General features: G+C 33.7%; 4 protein-coding genes. 2 read left to right on the forward strand and 2 right to left on the reverse strand.

Annotated elements, in window-relative coordinates:
• Positions 1–377 precede the first annotated feature (377 nt).
• Complete coding sequence (locus ACIQ2X_RS14305) at positions 378–650, reverse strand: DUF6364 family protein (RefSeq protein WP_396179622.1); 273 nt, start codon at positions 648–650, stop codon at positions 378–380.
• Positions 651–875: 225 nt separating this feature from the next.
• Between ACIQ2X_RS14305 and ACIQ2X_RS14310 the strand changes: the two genes are divergently transcribed.
• Positions 876–2135: a BamA/TamA family outer membrane protein gene (locus tag ACIQ2X_RS14310; RefSeq protein WP_396179624.1), complete on the forward strand. Its 1260-nt coding sequence runs from the start codon at positions 876–878 to the stop codon at positions 2133–2135.
• A 342-nt stretch (positions 2136–2477) separates the two neighbouring features.
• Positions 2478–3311, forward strand: a complete 834-nt coding sequence (locus tag ACIQ2X_RS14315; RefSeq protein WP_396179627.1) for an O-methyltransferase — start codon at positions 2478–2480, stop codon at positions 3309–3311.
• An 8-nt stretch (positions 3312–3319) separates the two neighbouring features.
• Here ACIQ2X_RS14315 and ACIQ2X_RS14320 read toward each other — a convergent pair whose 3' ends face one another.
• Entirely contained in the window at positions 3320–3946 is a 627-nt protein-coding gene (locus ACIQ2X_RS14320) for a hypothetical protein (protein ID WP_396179626.1), read from the reverse strand.
• Positions 3947–4111: the final 165 nt, after the last annotated feature.

Below are 4111 nucleotides of genomic sequence, written 5' to 3' on the forward strand. Positions count from 1 at the left end.
TTTTCATAAATAAAAAAAGTTTATTGAAACGAATTTCAATAAACTTTTGGAAACGTCAAATTTTATAATGCTTAACAGCTGTTTTACCAACTATTTTTGACTATTAAACCATTTTGAACCATTAAGAGATTAAGGTTCATTAAGATATAGAGAAATCCGCAATGACAGAGGTGTTGTTGCGGGTTTTTTTACACCAGTAATTAAATGATTTTCTAATCTATTTATTTCAATTTACGGTAATTGATATAGCTGTTTTTTTGCAATACTCTTGTCTAATGTTTTTACAACTTTTATATTACCAAAACTAACCTTCGCTATCAAACTGTTTTTAGTAAATATTCGAAAGCTTCTTTCTCATTACTATTTCCCAAATACAATCAAAAAAGATTGCAAACCTTTCTTCCAAAAAAAGACTCAAATTTTCCATAATCCTTTTTCTCATCATATTCAGAAGGAATTATTCCAGTCAAACTTTCCACTAAAGGATTAACAGTTGTCTGCATTTTTGAAGTTCTTGTTAGAGAATTGAGATAGTTTTCTACAAGTTTAGATAAACTCACACTGTGGTTTTTAACGTACGCTTTAGCCTCGTGAATTATTTCTCCAAGTGTTTTTGATTTGTCTGTTGCACTTATAACTTGAACTTTCAAAAACTTTTTTTGCAAATCTTATGAGCTAAATTTTTATACATGTAAAAGTGATTTTTTAGCGGTAATATATGGTATCGATTTTATTTATAGGTGTTTATCTCACAATAATTCACAATCAATTGTATAATCATTTCTTAAAATTGTGTAAGGCAATACGGTAGAACATCAATTACATTTGAGACAAATGATTTTAAATGAAGTTGTTTTAAAATGCACTACCCATTTATGAATTTTACGACTATTTTTAAATCAAGAGCTTCACTTTTTCTTTTGTTGTTGACTGGTTCTTTTTCTTTTTCGCAAGAAGAAAATAAAGAGATCAAAAAAGATTTCGTTCCGCTTGTCACGTTCTATGATTTATTTAAAAAGAAAGCCAACCGAGCAACTGAAATCGACACTTCAAAATCAAGTTTGATTGTCTTGCCGACCTTGGGTTACCAGCCTGCTAACGGATTTACATTTGGATTTATTTCCCAATACAGTTTCAAAAAAAATCAAGCCGATAGAATCTCACTAATTGCCGGTGGAGCTTCGTACAGCACCAAAAAACAAATTTTGATTTATGCTAAAAACAATATGTATCTCAAGGAAGATGCATTTTTTTTGAGTGGCGATTACCGGTATTTTGTTTTTTCGCAGTCTAATTTTGGACTGAGTACCAACATTGTTCCCTACGGAGACGAATTTGATTATTTTAGTTTCGAAGCCATTGAACAACCTGTGAAATACAATTATTTTAAATTTCACCAAACGGCTTCTTACCGAGTTTTGCCCTTATTTTATGTAGGTGGCGGCATCCACATCGATAGTTACAGCAACATTCAAGACGAATTATTAGAGGTAGAAAATCAAGTTTTTACACATCATTATGAGTATTCTCAAAAAAACAGTTTCAACGACAAACATTATGCTGTTGCAGGAGCGAGTTTGAATTTGATGTTTGATTCACGAGACAATTTGATCAATACCAACAACGGATTGTTTGTAAACTTAAATTACCGTTTCAACCCCAACTACCAAGAAAGCCAACAACAAAGCACCACATTATCGCTTGATGCCCGATATTTTGTGCCGTTGAGTGCCATTAACAAGCAACACGTTTTGGCATTTTGGACGTATGGACAGTTTTTGACCAGCGGAAATTTGCCCTATTTGAATTTGCCATCCATTGGTTGGGACGCCAATAGCCGAAGCGGAAAAGGATATACCCAAGGCTTGTTTCGTGGTGCCGAATTAATCACTTTTGAAACCGAATACCGATTTCCTATTACACGAAACCAACTCATCAGTGGAACATTGTTTGTCAATGCCACAACCGCAAGCGATTTGGAAGGAAAAACACCTTTGTTTTCAGTTTTTCAACCCGCCGTTGGAGTAGGGCTTCGCATATTACTCGACAAGAAAACCTTAACCAATTTTTTGGTTAACTTCGGATTGGGTCGGGATTCTAAGACGTTTTATTTCAACGACGGCGAATCGTTTTAAATCTTTATCATTCTCTCGGTTAACTTATTTTCCTTAGCCGTTTAACTATACTTATTGAGTAGTCAATTCATTTTTTTTTGGGCGTGACCGCAACCTTTGCCTTTGGTTTCGCCTTTCAGGACGAGACCAAAGGCAAAGGTTGTGGTCGGGCTATGCGTTTCAAGTCCTCGCTCGTTCCTCGCTGTGGGCTTTTCTCTTCTATCCCTCACGCAAAGGAAAATCACAACATCCTATTTCAAATTGAAAATTAGTGCAACACAGCTTTTTGAAAGAGAAAAAACCAACCCGACATCTACTTCTCTGCTCAATCCATTTTTGTATCTTCGCTGGAGATTAAAAATGATGCAACACCTGTTTAAATCCTATTTTAAATTTATTTGGAATTCGACAAACGCTCACGGCGTACATTCGCCTTTTGTGTTTAATTTGGTACGCAACTGTTTTTATGATGCATATCAGTATCCAGAATATCGGGTTTTAAAACAATACAGAAATGCGCTGTTGAAAAACAAGAACAGCATAGAAGTAACCGACTTTGGAGCAGGTTCGCGCGTTTTTAAATCCAACACAAGAACAATTATTGATATTGCCAAAAATGCAGGAATTTCATCCAAAAGAGCCCAATTGCTTTTTAGAATTGTTCGTTATTTTCAGCCAAAAAACGTATTAGAAATCGGAACTTCGTTAGGACTAGCAACATCCGCTTTAGCTTTGCCGAACATTTCGCAAATAACAACTTTGGAAGGTTGTCCCAACACAATGAAGCAATGTTATTTGCATCTGCAAAAATTCAATATCAATAACGTGACTTGCGTTAATACGGAGTTTTCGGCTTATTTGAAAACCGCAACTGCTACTCAAAGCGGTCAACTGACATTTTTCGACGGCAATCATTCTCAAAAAGCCACATTGGAATATTTCGAAAATTTACTCCCCACTACGACCAACGAAAGCGTTTGGATTTTTGACGACATTCATTGGTCAAAAGATATGGAACAAGCTTGGGAAATAATAAAAAAACACCCCAAAGTAACGGTCACGATTGACACGTTTCAGTGGGGAATTGTTTTTTTTAGAACCGAGCAAGTCAAAGAAAATTTTGTAATTCGAACTCAAAAATCGTTTTTCTTTGATTTTGTTTTAGGGATTAAAAAGGGATGGGGTTTATTGCATTAAACCTCCATTTATTCTTTATTGAGTTCGTTGAATTCTTTGAATAATTCCAATAAATTCATAATTGACTTTACTAAATCATTTGTTTCTAAAAGTAAAGCAAAATAAAGTTTGCTGTTTTTTGGACTTGTTTCTGTGGTTCTGATTCTGTGAATTTGTTTAGAAATTAATTCCGAAACTGTATCCAGAAGCATTTGTTTTTCGCTTAAGATCAAGTCAATTTTATAGAAATCTTCTGTTTTAAAACTGTCTTCAAGTAATTGCAATAAATGTTGCAGCTGACCGTCTATTTTTTTTAAATCGCGTATTTGGTTAAATTTTAATTGTTTGTGATTGTTGTTCACATGCGAATAACAATTATCAGTAATAAAATCGATAGATTGAACCATGTCTTGCAAATAACCCAATATCAGAATGTAAAATTTACTGGCTTCAACAGAACTGTCGTCGAGATTTTTAATGAAATAGAAAACATTGCTTTTCAATTCATCAATTTCTTTTTCAAGTTTCTTTTGGTCTTTCTTATTTTGTTTTAATTGAGCTAAATCTTGTTGGTTTAAGTTGTCAATCAAGTTGGAATACAGCACATTCGTCTTACGGAATACTTTAGAAATTTGAGCCGAACTTTCCGTAATCATTTCCTTTACGGTAGCAATATCTTCTTTGCGTAAGTTTTTTATTTCGGCTTCGTTAATTAATTTTATTGAGTTATTAAGTTAAATTCCGTATATTAGTTCCTTTAAATACTGAATTATGGATAATTTTAAAGGTCAAAATATACTCAATCTAGTAAAAGAATTCCC

It is taken from the genome of Flavobacterium sp. (assembly GCF_044368625.1).
Classification (GTDB): domain Bacteria; phylum Bacteroidota; class Bacteroidia; order Flavobacteriales; family Flavobacteriaceae; genus Flavobacterium.

Coding starts and splice junctions, on each gene's coding strand:
- ACIQ2X_RS14310 (WP_396179624.1), top strand. CDS start 876: ATGAATTTTACGACTATTTTTAAATCAAGAGCTTCACTTTTTCTTTTG.
- ACIQ2X_RS14315 (WP_396179627.1), top strand. CDS start 2,478: ATGCAACACCTGTTTAAATCCTATTTTAAATTTATTTGGAATTCGACA.
- ACIQ2X_RS14320 (WP_396179626.1), bottom strand. CDS start 3,946: ATGATTACGGAAAGTTCGGCTCAAATTTCTAAAGTATTCCGTAAGACG.